General features: G+C 66.5%; 19 protein-coding genes. 3 read left to right on the top strand and 16 right to left on the bottom strand.

Features of this window, described 5'->3' with window-relative positions; all coding sequences use genetic code 11:
- Nucleotides 1-69: 69 nt before the first annotated feature.
- The 5 genes from Q0629_RS07270 to fliD form a co-directional block, all read right to left on the bottom strand.
- Nucleotides 70-2277, bottom strand: a complete 2208-nt coding sequence (locus Q0629_RS07270; protein ID WP_298780773.1) for an HDIG domain-containing metalloprotein — start codon at nt 2275-2277, stop codon at nt 70-72.
- Nucleotides 2270-3265 (bottom strand): PhoH family protein, encoded by a 996-nt coding sequence (locus Q0629_RS07265; RefSeq protein ID WP_298780768.1) that lies wholly within the window; start codon nt 3263-3265, stop codon nt 2270-2272. The genes Q0629_RS07270 and Q0629_RS07265 overlap by 8 nt, the downstream gene beginning before the upstream one ends.
- Nucleotides 3266-3272: 7 nt before the next feature.
- Nucleotides 3273-4673: a pyruvate carboxylase subunit B gene (locus Q0629_RS07260; RefSeq protein ID WP_298780766.1), complete on the bottom strand. Its 1401-nt coding sequence runs from the start codon at nt 4671-4673 to the stop codon at nt 3273-3275.
- A gap of 112 nt (nt 4674-4785) precedes the next feature.
- On the bottom strand, nt 4786-5631 hold the full coding sequence (mazG, locus tag Q0629_RS07255; RefSeq protein WP_366123205.1) for a nucleoside triphosphate pyrophosphohydrolase: 846 nt from the start codon (nt 5629-5631) through the stop codon (nt 4786-4788).
- Nucleotides 5632-5799: 168 nt separating this feature from the next.
- The gene (fliD, locus tag Q0629_RS07250; RefSeq protein WP_298780763.1) at nt 5800-8613 is read right to left on the bottom strand and encodes a flagellar filament capping protein FliD; all 2814 of its coding nucleotides are present in this window, start codon (nt 8611-8613) and stop codon (nt 5800-5802) included.
- Nucleotides 8614-8951: 338 nt separating this feature from the next.
- Between fliD and Q0629_RS07245 the strand changes: the two genes are divergently transcribed.
- The 3 genes from Q0629_RS07245 to Q0629_RS07235 all read left to right on the top strand — a co-directional run bounded on the left by Q0629_RS07245 (nt 8952) and on the right by Q0629_RS07235 (nt 11283).
- The gene (locus Q0629_RS07245) at nt 8952-10040 is read left to right on the top strand and encodes a lysylphosphatidylglycerol synthase transmembrane domain-containing protein (protein ID WP_298780761.1); all 1089 of its coding nucleotides are present in this window, start codon (nt 8952-8954) and stop codon (nt 10038-10040) included.
- Nucleotides 10037-10591 (top strand): isoprenylcysteine carboxylmethyltransferase family protein, encoded by a 555-nt coding sequence (locus Q0629_RS07240; protein ID WP_298780758.1) that lies wholly within the window; start codon nt 10037-10039, stop codon nt 10589-10591. The genes Q0629_RS07245 and Q0629_RS07240 overlap by 4 nt, the downstream gene beginning before the upstream one ends.
- Nucleotides 10592-10671: 80 nt before the next feature.
- Nucleotides 10672-11283, top strand: coding sequence for a hypothetical protein (locus Q0629_RS07235; protein ID WP_298780756.1), 612 nt, complete (start codon nt 10672-10674; stop codon nt 11281-11283).
- Nucleotides 11284-11448: 165 nt separating this feature from the next.
- On the opposite strand, the gene rpsI is transcribed toward Q0629_RS07235, so the two are convergent.
- The 11 genes from rpsI to Q0629_RS07180 form a co-directional block, all read right to left on the bottom strand.
- Nucleotides 11449-11841, bottom strand: a complete 393-nt coding sequence (rpsI, locus tag Q0629_RS07230; RefSeq protein WP_015556843.1) for a 30S ribosomal protein S9 — start codon at nt 11839-11841, stop codon at nt 11449-11451.
- Nucleotides 11842-11864: 23 nt separating this feature from the next.
- On the bottom strand, nt 11865-12296 hold the full coding sequence (gene rplM, locus Q0629_RS07225) for a 50S ribosomal protein L13 (protein WP_298780752.1): 432 nt from the start codon (nt 12294-12296) through the stop codon (nt 11865-11867).
- A 223-nt stretch (nt 12297-12519) separates the two neighbouring features.
- On the bottom strand, nt 12520-13548 hold the full coding sequence (locus tag Q0629_RS07220) for a nicotinate phosphoribosyltransferase (protein WP_298780750.1): 1029 nt from the start codon (nt 13546-13548) through the stop codon (nt 12520-12522).
- Between the two features lie 55 nt (nt 13549-13603).
- Nucleotides 13604-13822 carry a preprotein translocase subunit SecG gene (gene secG / locus Q0629_RS07215; protein ID WP_298780746.1) on the bottom strand — a complete coding sequence of 73 codons (219 nt, stop codon included), beginning with the start codon at nt 13820-13822 and terminating at the stop codon, nt 13604-13606.
- Between the two features lie 130 nt (nt 13823-13952).
- Nucleotides 13953-14534 (bottom strand): RdgB/HAM1 family non-canonical purine NTP pyrophosphatase, encoded by a 582-nt coding sequence (rdgB, locus tag Q0629_RS07210; protein ID WP_298780742.1) that lies wholly within the window; start codon nt 14532-14534, stop codon nt 13953-13955.
- Between the two features lie 5 nt (nt 14535-14539).
- Nucleotides 14540-15250 (bottom strand): hypothetical protein, encoded by a 711-nt coding sequence (locus Q0629_RS07205; RefSeq protein WP_298780740.1) that lies wholly within the window; start codon nt 15248-15250, stop codon nt 14540-14542.
- 81 nt (nt 15251-15331) lie between these two features.
- Complete coding sequence (locus Q0629_RS07200) at nt 15332-17080, bottom strand: N-acetylmuramoyl-L-alanine amidase (protein WP_298780737.1); 1749 nt, start codon at nt 17078-17080, stop codon at nt 15332-15334.
- A gap of 174 nt (nt 17081-17254) precedes the next feature.
- Complete coding sequence (locus Q0629_RS07195; RefSeq protein WP_298780736.1) at nt 17255-18091, bottom strand: PHP domain-containing protein; 837 nt, start codon at nt 18089-18091, stop codon at nt 17255-17257.
- A gap of 3 nt (nt 18092-18094) precedes the next feature.
- Nucleotides 18095-18667, bottom strand: a complete 573-nt coding sequence (locus Q0629_RS07190) for a chemotaxis protein CheW (protein ID WP_298780734.1) — start codon at nt 18665-18667, stop codon at nt 18095-18097.
- A 134-nt stretch (nt 18668-18801) separates the two neighbouring features.
- On the bottom strand, nt 18802-19968 hold the full coding sequence (gene recA, locus Q0629_RS07185; protein WP_298780732.1) for a recombinase RecA: 1167 nt from the start codon (nt 19966-19968) through the stop codon (nt 18802-18804).
- Between the two features lie 36 nt (nt 19969-20004).
- The coding region (locus Q0629_RS07180; protein ID WP_298780731.1) for a nicotinamide-nucleotide amidohydrolase family protein at nt 20005-21051 on the bottom strand (1047 nt) is incomplete at its 5' end.

The following is a 21051-nucleotide window of genomic DNA, read 5'->3' as shown; positions in this document are numbered from 1 at the left end:
CGTTTTGAAAGTATACCACAAGGGCGCGGCCGCGCCCCGAAGGCACGGCCGCAGATCGGGCGGTCCAGCTCAAGGCGCCGGCGACTCCTTCCCGGCGATCGGCTCCGTCCGCCCCGACTGGGGACGCTCGATCTTCCGGACCCGCCGGGTGTGGTACATGTTGAGCAGCGCCCGCAGGAGCGCCGCCTTGATGCAGGTGACGTCCTTCAGGGTGAAGTCCACGTCGTCGAACTGCCCCTCCGCCATCTTGCTGGCGATCACCTGATCGATGGTCCGCTCCAACGCCTTGATGGACTGGCTGCGGCCCCGGTTGGGGTGCGCCGTCCGGCCGCTGTCGTGGGAGGCCTCCACTCCCTCCGACCCCTGCTCCTGAAGCTCCTGGTCTAGTCCCATGCTGCGCACCGCGGCCTCAAGGGAGTCCACGATCATCAGGAGCGCCGTCTCGCGGGACTGGGGCCGGGGGCCGGGGTAGCAGAAGGAGGAACGGTCCACCTCTCCCTCCTTCCCCTCTTTGGCCTTGGCCAGCGCCTTGTTGTAGAAGTAGCGGACGCAGGTCGTGCCGTGGTGTTCCGCGATAAAGTCCCGGAGCCGGCGCGGCAGGCCGTTCTCCTGGGCCTTGTCCAACCCGTAGCGGACGTGGGAGATGATGGTGTAGGCCGACAGCGTCGGGCTCATGCCGTCGTGGGGGTTGAAGCCGCCTCCCTGGTTCTCGACGAAGAAAAGGGGGTCGTGAAGCTTGCCGATGTCGTGGTAATAGGCGCCCGCCTTCACCAGGTTGATGTCCATCCCCAGGGCCATGGCGGGCTCCTCGATCAGCGTCGCTATCGTGAGGCAGTGCTGGTAGGTACCGGGGGCGGAGCGCTGCAGCTCGCGCAGCAGGGGGCTCGACGGGTGGCTCAGCTCCCGCAGCCGCAGGATCGACAGCACTCCAATGTAGCTCTCCACCATCGGAAGCAGCAGGGTGATGACGACGCACATCACCAGCTCGACGAGGACGAACCGTCCGCTCTCCATCCAGAAGGCGCCGGGGACCGGAAAGATGCGGAAGGAATCCGCATCCAGCGGGAAGCCCTCGAGCCAGCGAATGAGGACGTTGGTCAGGGCCATGAGGACCGCCAGCGCGAACACCCGCCGCGTCAGCTGCTCCCGCGAGTCCAGGCGCATCAGCAGGTAGAAGCCCGCCGTGGAGGCGATCACCGACATGGACAGCAGGAGGAGCAGGTCCGAAACCAAAAGCCCCATGATGATGAACACCCCCGACGCCGTCCCCGCCAGCGCCACGCTGAAGGCGAAGGACCCGGAAACGCAGAGGCAGACCGTCAGGACGGCGGGCAGGACGCCGGCTCCGGCGGAGCCGAGGCGGGCCGCCAGAGCGCCGCAGAGCCACGAAACGGCGACGGTGAAGACGATGCACATCCAGGAGGGGCGGTTGTGCCCCACGTCGCGCCCCAGGACCTCAAGCCACAGCGGAAGGACCATAACCAGGACCAGGACGATGATCAGCTGCACCATGGGGAAGGCGTCCTCCGCGTAGCCCTGCATGTGGAGCAGGGACGCGATCTGAGGCGTGACGACCTGCCCCAGCTCGACGATGACGTCCCCCGGCTCCAGGCGCCGGACGATGGACGGGATGCCCTTCTCCGCCAGGCGGCGCACCCCTTCCGTCAGCTTGCTGTCCACGTGATAGACGAGGTCCCCGAGCTTCGCGAGGATCTGGTAGACCAGGTTCGCGTCCTCGGCGGAGGGGTTCTCCCGGTTGATCTCCGTCCACAAGAGCGCGGCCTTCGTGGAGTTCCCCATCGCGTCGCCCGACTCCAGCCGGTCGATGTAGGCGTTCCCCACGCGGGACGTCAGGTCCAGTAGCTTCTGCCGCCTGTCGTCGCTCAGGCTGACGATGGCGTTCAGGAGGGGAGCGGGAATGAAGGTCACCTCCTCCTGCGCGGGGCTCTGAACCGCACGAAGCTCCGTAAGACGTCGATTCAGGCGGTCCTTCGCCGCCACGTCGCGCACGGTGACGCCCACTACGCTCTCGTTGGCCATCCTGCGCAGCGCCTCCGCCGCCGTGTGGTCGTCGTACCGGATCGGCGACACGACGCGGTAGGTCTCCGGCGAGGGGCGCCCCGTCTGGTAGCCGCGCTCCGAGTTCCTGAGGACCGCCCACTGAACCAGAACGATGGAAACGCCCGCGATCAGCAGGATGAGGACGGGAACGAGGTAGTCCCGCAGGAGCGCCGCGCGCCGCGCCCTGTCCGCGGGCACGGCGCCGGAATCAAGCATTATCCTTTTCATAGCGTTCGTAGGCCTGAACCACCTTTTGGACGATTTCGTGACGGACCACATCCGCATCCGTCAGGTCAAAGAACCCGATGCCCTCGATGCCCTTCAATATCTCCCGGACGCTCAGGAGGCCGGAAGGGCGGCCCTGGGGCAGGTCGATCTGCGTGACGTCCCCCGTGACCACGGCTCGGGACCCGAAGCCAAGCCGCGTCAGGAACATCTTCATCTGCGGGGGGGTCGTGTTCTGGGCCTCGTCCAGGATGATGAAGCTGTCGTTCAGGGTCCGACCCCTCATGTAGGCCAGGGGGACGATCTCGATGACGCCCTTGTCCGCGCAGCGCGCGAAGCGCTCCGGGGACAGGAGGTCGTAGAATGCGTCGTAGAGCGGCCGAACGTAGGGCTCCACCTTCTCTCGCAGGTCCCCCGGAAGGTAGCCCAGGCTCTCACCCGCCTCGACGGCGGGCCGCACCAGCACGATGCGGCTAATCCTGCCCTCCTTGAGCATGGAAACGGCCTCGCACACCGCCAGGTACGTCTTGCCCGTCCCGGCCGGCCCCACCGCGAAGAGGATGTCGTTCGCCCGGATGGCCCGGACGTAGGCCCTCTGCCCCGCGGTCTTGGGGCGGATGGGCTTGCCCCGCGCCGTCGTGCAGATGACCTCGCTGTAGAGCGCCTCCAGCTTCGGCTCGCGCCCTTCCGCCAGGGCGTCCATCGCGCGCCTCACGTCGGCGGCCCGAACCTCGTGCCCGCTCTCCGCCACCGCCGCCAGCTCCCGCAGGAGGCGGGCGACGATGCGGACGGGCTCCTCGTCCGGCCCCGACGCCCGCACGGCCCCCTCCCGGACGGAGAGGGACACGGGATACCGGGCCTCCACGGCCTCCAGGTTCTCGTCGTGAGGCCCGACGAGGCGCGCCATCGCGCCCTCGCCAACCAGCGGCACCATCTCCGCATATGGGGGCACGGCGCGCCCCTGCCTCAGCTCGTCCATGGCGTCTTTACACCGGGTAGGCCATGCCGTCCACGGGGTCTCCGAAGCCGATGTCGCGCTTCGTCACCCTGCCGAACCTGCGCGGCAGGAAGTCCTTCGCTACCGCCGGGAACATGACCCAGGTCAGCGCGTCCTCCGGCTGCAGCGACCAGGCCCTCACGGCCCTGCGCGCTTCGTCCATCTCCGGGTCGAGCTTGTCCGCCGGGCGGCACGTGATGGGCTCCTCGTCGCCGATGGCGATCTTCCGGACCTCCGGGTCCACCGGCGCCGGCGGCTGACCGTAGTAGCCCTGGAAGTACAGGCGAATCTCCTTGGGGATCACCTTCCACCGCTGGCCCGTCAGGACGTTCAGCGTCGCCTGGGTGCCCACCATCTGACTGCTGGGCGTCACGAGGGGCGGGTAGCCCATGGCCTTGCGCACCACCGGCACCTCCTTCAGAACGTCCTCCAGCTTGTCCAGCGCGTTCTGCTCCTTCAGTTGGTTCACGAGGTTGGAGTACATACCGCCCGGAATCTGGTAGCGCAGGATATTGATGTTGACACCCGCCACGGCCGGCAAAAGGGCCTTATACTTCTCACGGACCTTCTTGAAGTGCTCACACACGGGGAGCAGCTTCTCGAGGTCGATGCCCGTGTCCAACTCCCCACCCGCCAGCGCCGCCACCATGGACTCCGTGGGGGGCTGGCTGGTGCCCAGGGAGAAGGGGGAGATCGCCGTATCCACGATGTCCGCACCGGCCTCCAGTCCCGCGTAGTACGTCATGGACGCAAGGCCCGTAGTGGAGTGGCTGTGGATTTCGATGGGCAGGCTCACCCGTTCCTTGATGGCCCGGACCAGCTTCGCGCAATCCACGGGGTTCAGGAGGCCTGCCATGTCCTTGATGGCGATGGAGTCCGCCCCCATCTCCGCCATCTTCTGGGCCATCTCCGCGAAGGCCTCCAGGGTGTGGACGGGGGACAGCGTGTAGGAAATGCAGAGCTGGAGGTGCGCCCCCTCCTTCTTCACCTGATCCGCCGTCGTTTCCACGTTGCGCAGGTCGTTCAGCGCGTCGAAGATGCGCACGATGTCAATGCCGTTGCCCACGGCGCGCTTGACGAACTCCCGCGCCACGTCGTCCGCATAGTGACGGTAGCCCACCAGGTTCTGGCCACGCAGGAGCATCTGCAGCTTCGTCCTCTTGACCCGGGACCGGATCAGGCGCAGGCGGTCCCAGGGGTCCTCGTCCAGGAAGCGCATGCAGCTGTCGAACGTCGCGCCTCCCCACATCTCAAGGGCCCAATAGCCCGCCTCGTCCATCCTCTCCAGGATGGGCAGCATATCCTTCGTGCTCATCCTCGTGGCGATGAGGGATTGATGCGCGTCCCTCAGCACCGTTTCCGTGATGCGAACCCTTCTTGCCTCACCCATCACAAACCTCCGTGCTCTGTCCGCGGCGACCGGCGCCGCGCCGACTCTTTAAGTGATCCCTCGGCGATCAGCCGCCGATTCGTTCCGTACTCGATAAAAAAACCGTAGGGCCTCAGCGTGGGGACGGCCCGCGGCCCCGCTCCTCCTCGCGGAACAGGCGCTCCTTGGCGCGGTCCCACAGGGCGTCCAGCTCCTCCAGTGAGTGGTCGGACATCGTCCGGCCTTCCTCCGCGGCCATGCGCTCCATCAGTTGGAAGCGGTCCTTGAACTTGGTGCAGACACGGGATAGCGCCGCATCCGGGTCCACCTTCAGGCGGCGCGCCAGGTTGACGGTCATGAACAGCACGTCCCCCAGCTCCTCCTCCACGTCCCGGGCGTCCCCACGGCTCGTGGCCTCCCACAGCTCGTCCAGCTCCTCGTCCAGCTTGGCGAAGAGAGGGGCCGCGTCGCCATCGGGCCAGTCGAAGCCCACGTGGGCGGCCTTGCCCTGAAGGCGGCTGGCCTTGAGCAGGGGCGGCAGGCCCTCCGGCACCCCCGCCAGGATGGAGAGGTCCTGGTGCTTCTCCTGCCGTTCCTCGGCCTTGATGCGCTCCCAGTTGCGCAGCACCGCGTCGCTGTCGCGGGCCTCCTCCGTGCCGAAGACGTGGGGGTGGCGGCGGATCAGCTTGTCGCATATTCCCCGGACCACGTCCCTCATGTCGAAGGCTCCGGACTCCCGCGCCAAAGACGCGATGAACACCACCTGGAGCAGCAGGTCCCCCGCCTCCTCCTTCACGCCCGCCATATCGCGTCGCGTGATGGCGTCCGCCAGCTCGTAGGCCTCCTCCGTGATGCAGGACCGCAGGCTTTCCATGGTTTGCTTCCGGTCCCAGGGGCAGCCGCCCGGCGCGCGCAGCCGCTCGATGATCTCCACGATCTCACCGAAATAGTGCCCGCCTTCACGCTCCAACTCCTTCAAGACAAAAGCACCTCCGTAGGGCGTCGGTTCCCCCGCGCCATCCGCACATAATGATAACATAGCGCGGAGGGCTTGAGGTCCGCCGTCCGAGGCATAAAAAACGCGGCATGGAGGGACTCCATGCCGCGGTGTCGTCTTCTGCGCCATCCGGACCCTGCGGCGGCCGGACTACGAGGACTGCGAGCCCGACCCCTTGTTGTTCTGCTGCATCATCCCAATGATGTTGCTGAGGGCATTGGCCTGCTGCGAGAGCTTGGCGATCCGGTTCTCTGCGCTGGCGTACCGCCTGCGCAGGGCTTCCTGCTTCTCCTCCAGACGCTTCTGGAACTTCTCCAGGTCCTTGTCGATGTTGCTGATCTGCTTGGCGAGATCCCCGATCTCGCGGGTCAGCGTCCCGGAGGTTCCCCCTTCGGAGGACCTCAGCATCGACTTGCAGTAGGTGTCCATCTCGCCCGCGAAGGACACCATCAGTTGCTGAACCTCCTCGGGGTTCCTCGTCATGGCCTTCATGAAATCCTTCGAGTCGAACTCCAGCTTGCCGCTCTTGCCGTAGTCGTCCTTCGTCGTCTTGAGCCCCAACTGGTAGGCGCCCCGGTAGGTGTAGTTCAGCTTGAGGGCCTTCATGGCGGCCTGGCCGGAGAGGGAAACCTCCGTCTTGTCGGCCGCCCGGACCACAAGCCGGTCGCCCTCCACCGAGGCCCGGACGTAGTCCTTCTCCTTCCCCTCGCCGTCGTAGTGCAGGGCCGCCGCCGCCCCTCCCTTCGAGGTGTCGTTGATCCTCTCCGCGATGGTCTCCAGGGTGTCCTCCGGCTTCACGGGGATATCGGCGGAGCGGTCCCCCACCTTCACGCGCAGGGTCGCCTCGCCGGCCAGCCCGTTCCGGGCCATCGTGCCGTAGAGGGCGTCCGCGCTCTTCCGTTCCTTGAAGGTAAAGGTGTAGTCCTGAGAGACGATGGTGCGCAGGCGGCTCTTGCAGTCGCGCAGGAGCGAGTTGCCGTAGAGCGCGCCCCACCTCATGCGGAAGTCGTTGGCGTCCACCGTGGCCTTGGCGGACTTGTCCAGCTCCTTCTCGGAGGAGCGGGTGTTGATCCAGCCCATCAGGTCATTGTAGCTCTCCACGAAGCCCTCAATGGCCTTGACCGCCTTCTCCGCGTCGTGCTCCACGTCCATCGACACCTTGCCGACGCCCTTCAACTTGAGGGTCATGCCCTTGATCAGTTCGTTGCCGTAGTCCGCGCCGATGTCGTTGGAGGAGCGCGTCACCTTGTTCCCGTCCAGCAGCATGACGGCGTCCTGAGCCTCCGTGAAGTGCTCCGCGTCCTTCAGATCCAGCCCCAGGGCGCTCAGGAGCCCCGAGCCGTTGTCGGACAGCGTGAAGGTGTTCGCCCGACGCTTGTAGTTGACGGTAAGTTCCGTGCCGGCATTGGGAAAGCCAGTCAGATGCGTGGGCGTAGACGTCGGAGTCCAGGTGAACGTAAACGTCTTGGGCGAGCCCGAGCCGGTATTCGTGACCCCCAGGGTGCCAGCCGTGGAAAGATTGCCGTACTCCACCTTCGCGATCGTGCCCTCTGCCGTGGAGAACCCACGGTCCTTCATAATGAGCGAATCTGTATCGGTGCGCGTCACGCTAAAGGTCTTGTCCCCTCCCGTCAGCCCGGAGACGGAGAGGGTGTAGTCAGCGCCGGGTTTTGGAGCGCTCCAGGCCGCCTCGCGGCGCCAGCGAACGTTGGCCTTTCCGTCCGTGCCCGCGATGAGGTCGAAGTCCTCGCCCTCCCGGTACGTCTTACCCCCCTGCGTGATGACGGCCGTGCCCCCGGCAATCGACGAATAGGTTATAGCGTTACCCGAATCTTTGATCTCGTCCGTGTCTCCCCGCTTCACCTGAAGGGTCAACTTCTCGCCCGCCGCCGGCTCGTAGGTCACCGTGTACTTCTTGCCGTCCGCCGGCCGGTTGTCGCCCTTCCAGACGATGGACTTGCCCGCCAGGGTGAAGGCGGTGCCGTACTCATAGGAGGCTCCGTCCTCGTCCTTGATCGTGATCTTGGACGTGCCTGCGGTCAGGTTCGCGCTGCTGGGGACGAAGTCCAGCGCGGCGCGGTCCAGGAGGTCCCCCGAGGCCCGGGTGACCTCCCTGGAGTAGACGTCGCCCGCCGCCGCCTTATAGGTCACGTGATAGGTGTCGCCGGCCTTGGCCGTCTGGTCGTCGTACTCGCGCCAGCGGATCTGGTTCCCCACCACGTCGAAGTCCTTGCCGTTCATCCAGGTCTTGCCGTCCCCCGTGACGGTGACGTCGCCGCCCGACAGCGTGGACGGGTCGATGGAGAGGGTGGAGAGGGCGTCCCAGGACTGGTCGGAGCGCTTGATGACCTCCTTGGAGGTCGTCTCCTCCAGGCCCGTCTTGTCGCTCTTCAGGATCAGCCGTCCGTCCACGACGGAGGCCGTGACCCCCATGGGCGGGTTCATGGTCTTGATCGTCGTGTTGATGCGTTTGGCCAGCGACTCCAGGGTGTCCGAGGCGAGGACGTCCACCTGGGCCTTCCGCCCTCCGGAGCTGATCCAAAGGCGGGTGCTGGTCAGGCCCTGCAAGGGACCCTGGAAGACGTCGGACAGCGAGCCCGAGAAGGCGTTTGACCGCTGCAACTGAGCCCGGGCCAGTTGCTGGACCTCGAGGTTGTAGACGTTGACCTCCGCGTCGCTCGTGACGGAGGCCGTCAGCACGCCCTTGTAGGAGCCGTTCGAATCCAAGCGCTCCACCTTCACCTCCTTGGCCCGATAGGTCGAGGGCAGCTTCAGCGAGGAGATCGAGGAGTGCATCTTCTGCATCGCGACCTTCATTTCCTCAAAGAGGGTCTTCTTGTTGTTCAGGTTCTTCCGCTTGTTCACCTGAACCTGCGCGGGCTTGGAGGCCATCTCGGTCATCTTCTTGATGATGCCCTCCCAGTCGATCCCTGACGCAACGCCCGACACGGTCGTAGAAGCCATGACAGCAACCTCCTGTTGAATGCTTGAAATCCAGACGGCGGCGCGGATCCATCCTCGTCCGCCACCTCAATATTTTACACCCGGTGCGCCGCCCACTATCCCGTTAAGGTTATCGGCGGCGGGGACGAAAAGTTGAGGGTTGTCGCGGGGGCGGCCCGCTTATGCTAGAATACAGAAGGTTTTTCAGATGACCTTGCCCGTGCGGGGAGGGGAACGCCCCAGGGGGGTGGGGGCCGCTGTGCCCCCTTTGACCTTCCGGCGGTGGAACGTCCCCGGCGGCTGACGCCTTCGTCCCGTCGCCGGCCCGCCATAAATTTCTATTGCTGGAGGAATGTCGCTTGTCCCTTCGAAAAGGCCTTATCGTGTTCGTCCTGCTGGCTTTTGCCGCGAACTCGGTCATCATCGCAAAGAGCGTCGACGCGGGAACCCTGCGTTCGCTCCTTCACGCGGATAAGCTCGCGCTCCTGGGGGCGCTCGGCGTCGTGTTCTTCACCTGGCTGTGCGACGCGGGACGATTCTGCGCCCTGTCCTGCGCGGCGCAGGAACACGTCAGCCTTCCCATGGGGCTCGTGCTGACATGGCTCAACTACTTCGGCAGCGCCGTCACCCCCATGCAGAGCGGCGGCGGCCCCTTCCAGGTCTACGTCCTGTACAAGAAGGGCGTCGCCATCGGGAAGGGCATCGCCATCACGCTGGTGCGCACGATGCTCACCGTCCTGATCCTGAGCGTCGTGGTGCCCACCGTGCTGGTGCTGGACCCGGCGATCCTGCAGCGCAGCCCCTTCCTGAAGGGCATCGTCTCCTACGTCTTCGTCGTCATCCTCGCCACCTGGGTCTTCATCGCCTTTACCATAGCGCGTCCAAAGGCCTTCAAGCGCCTGGCCAAGGTCCTCATCCTCTGGGGCCGGCGGCTGAAGCTCCTGCGCTCCCAGCGGACGATCATCCGCTCGTTTCAGTGGCTGGACCGGGAGATGGACAACTACCTCCTGAACTTCAAGCTGCTCTTCCAATCCCGGTCGGGCCGGCTCTACCTGCTCCTGGCCGCGGTCCTCTCCGTCATGCACCTGCTCGCGCTCTTCACCGTCCTGCCCATCCTGATGCACGCGGTGGGACTTCCCTTCCGCTACAGCGAGGCCGTGGCCATCCAGGCCGTGTTCATGTTCATCCTCTACTTCGTCCCCACTCCAGGGGCCAGCGGCGTCGCAGAGGGGGGCGGTGCCCTCCTCTTCGGGATGCTCATGCCCTGGAACATGGCGGGCATCATGGCCATCATCTGGCGCTTCTTCACGGAGTACCTCTCGATCTTCATGGGAGTGGTGGTGGTGGTGCGCATGTTGGGCTGGGGCGTCTCGGAGGACCTGCACCAGGGGGCCGCACCGGAGGAGGAGGCCCTGAAGGACGAAAGGGCGAAGGGACCGCAGCCGTGACGCTGCGCGAGCGGGCCTTTCAACTGAGAGGCGGGCTGTGGACGGCCCTCTTCGTCCTGATCCTGGCCGTCGCGCGCCCGACGCCGCGCTCCGTGGCGCTGGGGCTCGTGCCCGTGGCGCTGGGGCAGCTGTGGCGCCTCTGGGCCGCAGGCTCCATCGGGCGCTACCGGGGGGAGGCCGTGGGGGCGGAGCGGCTGGTCACCTGGGGGCCCTACGCCCTCATGCGCAACCCCCTCTACTTCGGCAACGGCCTCATCGGGCTGGGTTGGGGACTGATGGCCGGCCCCTGGGCTGCGGGGACCTTCCTCGCAGGCTTCGTCCTCCTCTACAGTCTCGTCATCATCCCCCACGAGGAGTCCTTTCTCCTTCAGAGGTTCGGCGAGGAGTACCGCGCCTACCGGGCGCGGGTGGGGGCCTTCTTCCCCCGCTCATGGCCGGGTACGGTCTGCGGGCCCTTCAGCTGGGCGGTCCTTCGCCGGAGCGAGGTCCACACGGTCCTGAGTACCGTCGTCGGGACGCTCCTCATCGCGGCAAAGCTGCTCCTGCCCTAGGGGCCCCTTTTCGCCGCCATTCCAAAAGCTCTGTGCTATACTGTATCCGGACGCGGCCCGTCCGGGAAGGAGAAGACACCATGGACCAGAAGAAGAACGATTCCGGCAGGGATATGACCGTCAACGACCTCATCTCGGCGATCTCCATGACGGAGTACCCGCAGTACATCCTGGACGCGCTCTCCCGCATCCAGGGGTGGATGCGGGACACCATCAACGCGCCGGCCAACCGCGGCGTCGACCCCTTCTCCGCCCTGTTCGAGGGCGAGGATGAGGACGATGAGGGCCCCGGCGTGGACACGCTCTTCGAGAGCCTTGAGGAGCTGGAGGAGTACGTCGACCTGATCCCCAACACCCACCGCCCCGACGGCAGGGCGGACGTGATCGTCGTGAGCCTGACGCCGCCCCCGGACTACGAGAGCGGCCTGCGCACGGCCATCGACTACGCGGCGCTCTTCAACCGCCCCAACTGCAAGCGCGTCTGGATCGTGAGCGACACCTTCATCTTCGACGACGTCGTGCGCTACGCGGCCCACGTGGACGCGCTGACCGAGCAGGGCGTGACGCTGCGCTTCATCCTGGTAACCCCCTGGGGATGGGTCGAGCTGCCGCTGAGCGGCGCTGCGGCCTCGCGCCAGCAGTTCACCTGGCGCACCCAACTGAAGGACGGCACGGGGAAGAAACGTCAATAGCCGGATTGGAAACGCGGGATCGGCGGGAACGATCTTGGCGGCGGCCCTGCGGGGCGCCGCCTTTTTTTGTCCAGGATAGACGTGAGGACAAAAAAAGAGGAGGACGCCCAAAACGGCGATCCTCCTCTCGTGTCCTTCGTCCTTAAAACGGCCGTCCGCGAACGCTTAACGCTTCGAGAACTGCCTCTTGCCGCGGGCGCCCTTCTGGCCGAACTTCTTGCGTTCCACCATGCGGGGATCGCGCGTCAGGAACCCCTCCTTCTTCAGGACGGGGCGCAGGTCCGGGTTCATCCGGATGAGGGCGCGGGCAATCCCCATCCGCACCGCTCCGGCCTGGCCTGACAGGCCGCCGCCCGACGCGTTGACGAAGACGTCCACCTTGCCCTCAAGGCCCGCCGTCTTCAGCGACTGCGTCGCCAGCGACTGCCACACGAGGCGCGGGAAGTAGTCCTCCACCGTCCGGTCGTTGATCTTCAGCTCGCCGCTGCCAGGGCAGAGCCTGACGCGGGCCAGGGCGTTCTTGCGGCGGCCGGTCCCCCAACTAAAAGTGCTGTTCATCTGAGTATCCTCCTGTTCAAAAACTATACGTCAAGCGTTTCAGGGGCCTGGGCGGCGTGGGGGTGACTGGAGCCCGCATAGACCTTGAGTTTGCTCGCATACTTCAGACGATTGCGGGGAAGCATCCCGCGCACCACGTGCTCCAGTAGGAATTCGGGCTTCTCGGCCACCAGCCGTGCCCAGGGGATGGCCCTGTAGCCGCCGGGGTGTCCCGTGTGATAGTGCCACTTGGACTGCGTGGCCTTCTTGCCGGTCATCTTCACCTTCTCGGCGTTGATCACCACAACGTAATCCCCCGTGTCCACGTGGGGGGTGTAGGTCGGCTTGTTCTTGCCCGTCAGAATTCGGGCGATCGCGGACGCCAGACGGCCAACCGGCCGATCCGCCGCGTCGATAACGTACCACTTTCTCTCCACCTGACCTGGCTTCACCAGGTAGGAACTGCTGCCTGCCATCTTGCTTCCTCCTCAAAATCGCCCCGGAGAGGGACGTCATGCTGTAAAGCGCGGTTAGCGAAGTGCCCTGAGGCAAAAAACGATCTATGGAACCGAAATCAGGCAGCGCGCCCCGGGGCCACGACAACGCCGCGCTCCTTCCTGAGGGATTTGTGGCAGGGGGCCATCCCTCGAAGGCGCTGCGTCCGGAGTCCCGTCCCTGGCGCTTGACCCGAAAACTTTTCTATTGTATACGAACGAGGCGGTCGTTGGCAAGTATCCCCGGCAGCCTTCCGCGCTTTGCCACGGGCACGCCGCTGACCTCCTTCAGATCCATGGTCATGTCCATGGGCTCCGCGTGGGCGATGTAGCTCCCCACGCCGAACACGTCCGCCCCCACGGTGGCCAGCTCCGCGATGCGGGCCGGCGTCAGCCCGCCGGAAACGACGATCTGGACCCCGTTGAAGCCCGCGCGGTCCAGGCGGCAGCGCGTTTCGCGCACCAGGTCCGCCGTCACGCCTCCCCGCTCGCCCGGAGTGTCCAGGCGGACGGCGTCCAGGCGATCTCCCAGCGCATCCGCAAGGCGCAGGGACTCCTCGCACTCGTCCTTGAAGGTGTCCACCAGAAAGACGCGGCCAATCCCCCTGGGGACCACCGCGTCGTAGGCGTGCGCCAGCTTCAGCGTGTCCCCGACGATCAGCACCGCCGCGTGGGGGACCGTGCCGGAAGGCTCCCGTCCGCGGAGCTTGGCGCCCAGAACCGTGCTTGCCCCGGCGCAGCCGCCGGGCGTCACGGCCACGGCGTCCATCACCGTCGCCACGGCCGGGTGCAGGTGACGCCCTCCGAAGGAGAGGACGGGCTTGCCGCCTGCGGCGTCCACGCACTCCCGCGCCGCCGTGGCCCAGCCGCAGGAGCTGGCCAGTATTCCCAGCATGGTGGCCTCGTAGATGCCGAAGGCACCATAAGGCCCCCGGATGCGGACCAGGGTTTCCTTCGGGGAGAACCGCTCTCCCTCCGGGAGGGCCTCCACCTCGATGGGAAGGCCACGCAATAGCTCCATGAGCTCGTCCAGTCCGGCGAAGAGGCCGTGGGTGCGCGTGAATATCTCCGCCGCAACGGGCGTGTCCAGACACCCCAGCGACGCCAGGATATCCCGCGTATTGACGAAGTAAACGTCCGTTGTCGCCCCAGAGCGGATCTCCTCGTGGGTCGCGCTCAGGAACCGCCCCTTTTCAACCTTGAAGTCCGCCACGTCCTTCAGGGAACCCAGCATCTGCACCGCCCCTCTCTGAATCGTCCATTCCAGCCTTCGCCGGCGGCGGCCTGCGCTACAGGATCGCCAGGAGGAGCGAGGTGAGCATGAAGACCCCCGCCAAGACGATCGTGAGCTTCGTCAGTCCGGTGAACCTCTGCCACTGCCCCGTATCCGCCTGAGTGCCTCCGCCAAACACGCCGGTGAATCCGCCCTGCTTGCGCTGCTGCGCCAAAACCGCGATCATCATCAGGATCGCGACGACAACGTGTACGACCGACAGCAAAGTACGCAAAGAAATTCCTCCCAAAATTGCCGTTCTGATTCGTTCCTCCCGAAGCCCTTGGCCTCAGAGAAAAATCGCATTTTATTCTACCACATAAAGCCCGTCGTGCCGCAGGCACGCGCCGTATTCCTCATGGACCTCATTGCATCAGTATCTCCAGGAGGTTCCTCAGTGCGGCGGCGCGGTGGGAGATGGCGTTCTTCATCTCCGGGGGGATAGCGGCGAAGGAGGCGTTCAGGCCGTCGGGGAGAAAGAGGGGGTCGTAGCCGAAGCCTCCCTTCCCCTCCGGCGCCGTCGCGATGCGCCCGGGGCACTCGCCCTCAGCGATCAGCGTCCAGCGATCGGGGATGGCCAGGGCGAGGGCCGCCACGAAGCGGGCCCGCCGGTCGGGCCGCCCCTCAAGGCGCGACAGGAGCCAGTCGTTTCGCGCCTGGTCCGGACCGGGGACGATCCGAGCGGAGAGTACCCCCGGCGCCCCTCCCAGGGCCTCCACCTCAAGCCCGCTGTCGTCCGCAAGGCTCGGCAGTCCGGAGGCCTCGGCCCAGGCCCGAGCCTTCAGACGCGCGTTCTCCGCGTAGCAGGTCCCCGTTTCCTCCACCTCGATCTGCGCCATCTCAGGCGCGAAGATCAGCTCCCCCACCACCTCCCGTGGCAGCATGGCGGCGAACTCTCGATACTTTCCCCGGCTGCCCGTTGCCAGGACAAGGCGCTCAACGAACATGACCGTCAGGAGCGGGAGGGCATCTTCCAGACCACCGTCAGGTCCACGGGGCCTCCGGGGCTTGGGGACCTGGATTCGATGAGGAAACGGACCTGGACGCCGGGCTGAAAGTTCTCCTCCAGGGTGCGCACGATGGCCGTGAGCAGCAGGAGGCCCTCTCGCTGCCCCATGGAGGCGAGAGCCGACACGAAGGCGGCGGAGAGGTCCAGGTAGGTGGTTTCCGCGCTGCGGAAGACGTGCAGGACGGATATCTTGTCCACGCCCGGCACCCCGCTCAGGACAAGGACAGACTTCACCGCCTCCGCCATGTTGTCCTCCTTGAGCCGGGACACGAAGCTCTTCCGCACGGGCTCTGCGATCCTCCCGTCCTTCACGGAATAGAGCTTCAGGGATATCTGCTGGACGTTGCCGCTTCGGGCGGCAGCGGCCTCCCTCTCCCGCTCGACGGCCTCGTTCAGCTTCGCCAGATCGCTCTGGTTCTCGATGCGGTTCTCAGGCTTCAGCAGGAGCTTCTCGTTCAGGGCGTCCATCAGCCAGGACGTGCCGAGGTAGCCCGCCACAAAGCAGAGGAGGATGACGCCCAGCCAGGAGAGAACCCGCAGCATGAGAGGGGTGTCCTTCCGCCTCGACACGGGACGCTGGTCCCTGCGGGGGCGCTTCGGCCTCCTTTCGATCTCATCCTCGTATTCATCCCGATAGGGGCTTCGGCGTACCATCTCTCGATCCTCTCCCTCACATGATTCGTGGAAGACGTTCCGGCGCGGTCGGGCCGGCCCGCTCCAGTCCCCTTCAGCAACTTACTGCAGGTATTGTGCGACCCCCGTGGCCATCGCTTCGGCGATGCGCTCCTGGTAGCCGGGGTGAGCCAGGAGTTTGGCCTCCGTCGCGTTCGTCACGAAGCCCGTTTCCAGGAGGACGGCGGGCATTCCGGCCCCCCGCAACACGAAGAAGGGCGCCTGAGCGACCCGCTTCATGGGGATTCCGCCCCCTCTCCCGGCCTCAAACAGCGCCTCGGCAAGCCCCGTGCTCTCGCTGATCTTGTTGTTCTGCTGCATGTCGCCCAGGATCTGAAGCAGGACCTCCGTCCGGCGATCCGACGCCTGGCTGGCCTGGCTCTCCTCCGCCAGCTCCCGGTTCTCGATCTTCGCCAGCGTCAGGGCGTCCTTGTCCGTCGGCAGGGCCATGAGGTAGATCTCAAAGCCCGACGTGCGCTTCACCGAGGGCAGAGCGTTGGCGTGGACGCTGACGAAGACGTCCGCCTGCTCCCTGTTGGCGACGTCCGTCCGCTCCTGAAGCGTCAAGTAGACGTCCGTCCTTCGCGTCATCACGACGTCGATGCCGCGCGCGTTCAACGCCCTCTCAAGGGCCAGGCCGATCGCCAGGTTGATGTCCTTCTCTCTCACGCCGTTGGCGCTGGCGCCCGGGTCCTTGCCGCCATGGCCGGGGTCCACCACCGCCAGCTTCCGCCCTCCCTGCCGCTGCCGTGCGGGGGCCTTCGGAGGGGCTTGAGGGACCGGGGTCCTCACTTGGGGTGCCGTGAGCGTCGTTTCGACCTCGACCGCCGGAGCGGGCTGGTGGTCGGGCGCCGGACGCGGCACCTCCTGAATGCGCGTTTCAGGAGAAAAGAAGAGGTCGAAGACGATCCGGCGGGGAGCGTCCAGCACCATCTTCTCCACCCGAAGGCTGTCGGAAGCGAAGGTCAACTCCACGCCTCCTTCGACCTTCTTCAGCTCCGCCTCCACGTTCTTGTAGGGGGAGGGAAGCCCTTCCAGGTCCGCCCTGGCGGAGGCAAAGAGGGCGCGGAGGACACTGCCCTCCATCCGCACCTCGGGGTCCGCCCCGTCGCTGGTGTCCGCCACGACGCGGATGCGCCCGGAGGACGTGCTCCAGCGCAGCCCCCTCAGCTCCCCTCCGTCCAGGCTGGGGTGGGCGGGACGCCGGGTGGGGGCGTCCTTCCGGAAGGTTTCGAACCGCTCCTGGCGGCGCGCCGGCTGCTGTGCGACCGGGGCTACGCCCTCATCGGGAGCCGGGCTTGCCGCAACGCCTTCCGAGGCCGGCACGGGTTCGTCCACGCGAACGGCAGCGGGCTCCTCCGGCCCCGCAGGCTCCGACACCTCCGCAGCATGGTTATCCGCCTGAAAGCGCAGACGGTTCCGCTCGCCCTCCCCCGCGGCCCTCTGGAACAGTGCGACGGCGCTCCCTGCATCCAGCCAGCATCGGCCGTCCCGCTCGAAGGGGGCATCCGAAAGGGGCACGAGGTAGATGTCGCGCCACGCCACTGCGGCATTCATCACCACCCGAAGGCGGACGTCGTCGCGGACCAGCTGAAGCTCCTCCCCGCTCCGCAGCCCCGTGAAGCCCAGGAGGGCGCCCACGTCCTCCAGGCACACCCAAGCCCCCGCCCGCGGACCCGTCGTCGTGGCGACGGAGCCCAGGACCTCCTCCCCCCGATAGAGGGAGGCGTTGGCCAGGGCGGAGACGGGGGACAGGGCGCAGCAGAGCGCAAGGACAAGACAGGCCAGAAGGGCCCTGAAGCGAAAACTCATGTCACACCCCTGCGGCGCTCATCGCGCGAGCGTCCGGGCGAAGGGGCCTGCAAAACCCGCCCCCGGCGCCTGTCCCGGTGCGGTCCGATGGGAGCGCCTTGCCGCAGGACCGTTCATCCACTCCATAGGGCTGCAACAGCAACACCTCCGAAAGTTTTGAGTTGGACGGCCCGCTCAGCGGCCGCCGCAGAAGCGGGCCCAGGGGAGGAAGTCGTCCTCCACCAGACGGCCGGCCACGCCGGTCGCGTCCCCGGCTCGCCCGTGAAAGTCCGTGCCCGCCGTCCTGTAAAGGCCGAGGCGACCAGCCTCCATCATACAGAGGAGGGCATCCGCCGAGGACGAGCCGCGGGACCAGCACTCCACGCCCCACAGGCCGGCGCCCTTCAGCCGGTCCATCACCGGTCCCAGGGCGCCGGGGTCCGAAAGGGAGGCCAGGGGGTGCGCCCAAACGGGAAGCCCTCCGGCCTCGAGGATCAGCCGAACGGCCTCCTCTGACGGGAGGAGCTCTCGAGGGACGAAGGCCGCCCCTCCCTCGCCCAGGTAGCGCGCGAAGGCCTCCTGAACCGTGGAAACGCATCCCCTGTCCACCAGCGCCCGGGCGATGTGGGGCCGCCCAACGGCGCCTCCGCCCGCCTGCGCCTCGGCGTCCGCCAGCGTCACGGGGACCCCCAGGCCCTGAAGCCGCGAGCAGATGGCCGCGTTGCGCGCCTCCCGCGTCCGGATGAAGCCGTCAAGGGCGCGGGTCAGGGCCGGGGCTTCCAGTTTGAAGCGGTAACCCAGGATGTGCAGCTCATCCCCGTTCTCGAAGCGCGACGAGAGCTCCACGCCCGATACGGCGCGGATGCCCCGTCTGCGGCATCCGGCGAGGAAGGTCGGGACCCCCTGGACGGTGTCGTGATCCGTCAGGGCGGCGATGGCAACCTTATTGAGGGACAACAAACGCACCAGTTCCGAAGGGCTGAAGGCGCCGTCGGAACAGGTGCTGTGCGTGTGGAGATTGACGCGGATCAAAGGCTATTCGTTCTCCTCCTGGAGGATCTGATCCAGCTCAAAGAGCGCGGAAACGTCCAGCAGGAGGATCAGGCGGTCATCGGTGGGCTTGGCCACCCAGAGGACGTAGCGCTTGTCCATGGCCGAGGAGAGCTTCGTCGCCGGCTCCAGCTGGGTGTCGTAGATCGTGCGCACCTCCCGGACCGAGTTCACGATGATTCCGAACATGACGTCGTTGACGGAGAGCACGACGATGCGGGCCTCGTCCGTAAGGGGCGTGGAGGGCATCCCGATCTTGAGCTGCATGTCGAAGACCGGCACGATGGTGCCCCTCAGGTTGATAACCCCGCGGATGTAGGCGGGGGCGTTGGGCACCCTCGTGATGAACGAGGGGACCCGGACGATCTCGCGGACAAGGTTCACGTCCACGCCAAAGTCCTCGCTGCTCAGCGCAAAGACGAGGTTGATGTGCTCCTCGCCCAGAGATTCGACGTCAACGTCCTTAGGATCCTGCCTGGGATCGTTGGCCACCTTCGCCGCGCTCCCGGCCCCGACCTGCCCGGTCAAGGCCCCTTCCGTCAAAAGCTGTTCAGTCAAAACCCGTTCGCCTCCTTACGGACGCACGCAGGGCATCCGTTCTTCCGCGCCGGCCCCGGCGGGAAATCCTGCCGTTTATTATAACGCATCTCCGGCTCGTTTGGGAAAGGGCGCGCGGCGCGGCGCCAGCCCGATCACTTCTCGTCGTCGGAGAGGTCCAGTATCCCCTCCTCCACCGCTTCCTCTCCCGGCATCCCCGCGTCCTCCAGTGCCGGCACGGGGCCGGGCACGCCATCGGGCTCCTCCGTGGGCAGGCCGTCGTCGTCGTCCGCACCCTCCGGTTTGAAGCCGATGCCCTTGCCGACCTCCGCCAGGATCTCCTTCACGATCTCCTCCTGCAGCGTCGGGTTCGCCGACAGGAACTTCGCCACGGCTTCCTTGCCCTGCCCCAGGGTCTCGCCCTTGTAGGCCAGCCATGAGCCCTTCTTGTGGATGACGCCGTAGTCCACCGCCATGTCCACCACGGCGACGCCCATGGGGATGCCCTGCCCGTAGATAAGGCTCGTGTGCCCCGTACGGAAGGGGGGCGCCAGCTTGTTCTTGACCACCTTCAGGAAGAGCTCGTGCCCGATGGTCACGTCCCCCTTGTCGATCTTCTTGCCGCGCCGGACCTCAAGGCGGACCGAGGAATAGAACTTGAGGGCCCGCCCTCCCGTCGTCGTCTCCGTCGGGCCCGATCCGTAGCCAGTGGAGATGAGGGCGCGCAGCTGGTTGATGAAGATGACGATGCAGTTCGTCTTTGCGACGATTGAGGTGAGGCGCCGCAGCGCGTAGGACATCAGGCGCGCCTGAAGCCCGAGCTGGCTCTCGCCGATCTTGCCGTCTATCTCCGCCTGAGGCGTCAGGGCCGCCACGGAGTCCACCACCACCAGGTCCACCGCACCGCTGCGGACCAGTGCGTCCAGCACGAAGAGCGCCTGTTCTCCGCTGTCCGGCTGAGAGAGGTAGAGGTCCTCCACCTTCACCCCAAGCGTCGCGGCGAGGCGCGGGTCCAGCGCGTGCTCCGCGTCGATGAACGCAGCGACCCCTCCCGCCTTCTGCGCCTCCGCGATGCCGTACAGGGCCACGGTCGTCTTTCCGGACCCCTCCGGCCCGAAGATCTCGATGATGCGCCCCCGCGGGTACCCCCCGATGCCGAGGGCGACGTCCAGGGGCAGCACCCCCGACGGGATCACGTTGACGTTGGCGTGCGCAGCATCGCCAAGGCGCATGATGGCCCCTTCCCCAAACTTCGAGCGGATCTCGCCGATCGCCTCATCCAGGATCTCCTCACGGGTCTGGGGCGCCTTCTTCTTCGCCAAACGACTCACTTCCTTTCATGAAATTTGCCCTGTCCCTTACGCCGTCGCGCCTTCCCGAACGCCGGGCGCAAAACACGGCATCGGCGACGGCCGTCCGTCCCGGACCGTGCGCCAGAGCTCCGCCAAGGCGCAGCTCACGGCGCGTCGCCGCACCTCCTCCCGCCCCCCGCGAAAGAGGCAGTGGAAGGCCCTGCTCTCCGCCCCGCCGTTCTTCTTGCGAGACGCCAGCCCGAACCACACGCCGCCCACCGGCTTGCGGGGCGTTCCGCCCCCGGGACCGGCGACGCCCGTCACGGCGACGGAGAAGTCCGCTTCATAGAGCCACAGCCCACCACGGGCCATGGCCTCGGCGCACTCCTGGCTCACCGCTCCGAACTCCTCCAGGAGCCCTCGCGGCACCCCCAGGAGCCTCTCCTTCATCTCGTCGCTGTAGGTCACGACGCCGCCCCTGAAGACCTCGGAGCTGCCGGGGACCTCGGTCAGCGCCCCCTGAAGCAGGCCGCCGGTGCAGGACTCCGCCGCCGTGACGGTCCTGCCCTGCCGGCGGGCCTCCCAGAGCACCGCCTCCGCGAGGGAATGGCAACCCGGCGGCAGCGCGTCGGAGAAGCGGGACCGCACCAGGGCCTCGGCATCGGCCACGCGCGTGGGGTCCCCCCGGATCACAAGCTCCACCTGAGGGAAGGCGGGCAGGACGGAGACGTGCAGCTCCCCATCTCCAATGACCTCCGGGATTCGCTCGACGACGGCGGTCTCCGGCAGGCCCAGGACGATGACGGAGGTCCAGCGGCGGGACGCGGCGAACAGGTCCGGCAGCTCCTGCCGTGCCATGGCCGCGTACTCCATGGGGACACCCGGAAAGGCCAGCACGTGGGTGGAGTCCCGGTCGAAGGCGATGCCCAGGGCGGAGCCCTCCGGGTTGTAGACGGCCCGTGCCGCCTCTGGAATCATGGACTGGGTGTCGCGGGTCCTCTCAAAGAGCAGCCGCATCTCCCCCGTATAGCGGCCGACCACCTTATCGTACAGCAAGTCGGACCTGAGGGGACACCCCAGGTAGCGCGCGAGCGCGACGCGCGTCCGGTCGTC

This window comes from uncultured Fretibacterium sp., from assembly GCF_938030725.1.
Classification (GTDB): domain Bacteria; phylum Synergistota; class Synergistia; order Synergistales; family Aminobacteriaceae; genus Fretibacterium.
The sequence above is the reverse complement of the archived record's forward strand: the minus strand, read 5'-3'. Positions and strand labels throughout refer to the sequence as shown.